The organism is Flavobacterium sp. T50_26 (assembly GCF_057652995.1).
In genome coordinates this window covers 1-221 of the sequence record NZ_JBYFCC010000109.1, presented here as the reverse complement: position 1 = coordinate 221, position 221 = coordinate 1, and the positions used below count along the sequence as shown (strand labels likewise).

Annotated in this window: 1 pseudogene; it reads left to right on the top strand. The window is 39.8% G+C overall.

Annotated features, from left to right (window positions below):
• A pseudogene (locus tag AC23MC_RS16595) lies at nucleotides 1-221 on the top strand (IS1182 family transposase); the annotation flags it as partial.

Here is a 221-nt window from a genome sequence, read left to right as displayed (position 1 = left end):
TTAGCCGATGCAGGCTATAGCAGTGGCGAAGCTTTAAAATACTTAAACGATAACAAAATCAATGCTTGGATGCCTAATTTTGGGCAATACGTTCCTGAGCGAGAAGGTTTTGTTTTCAACAAAACAGAAAACTATTATCAATGTACCAAAGTAGGAGGCAACCAAGCCAAACTACTTTTTAAAGGCGAAAAGACAGACAGCAAGGGTTACACCAAACGCAC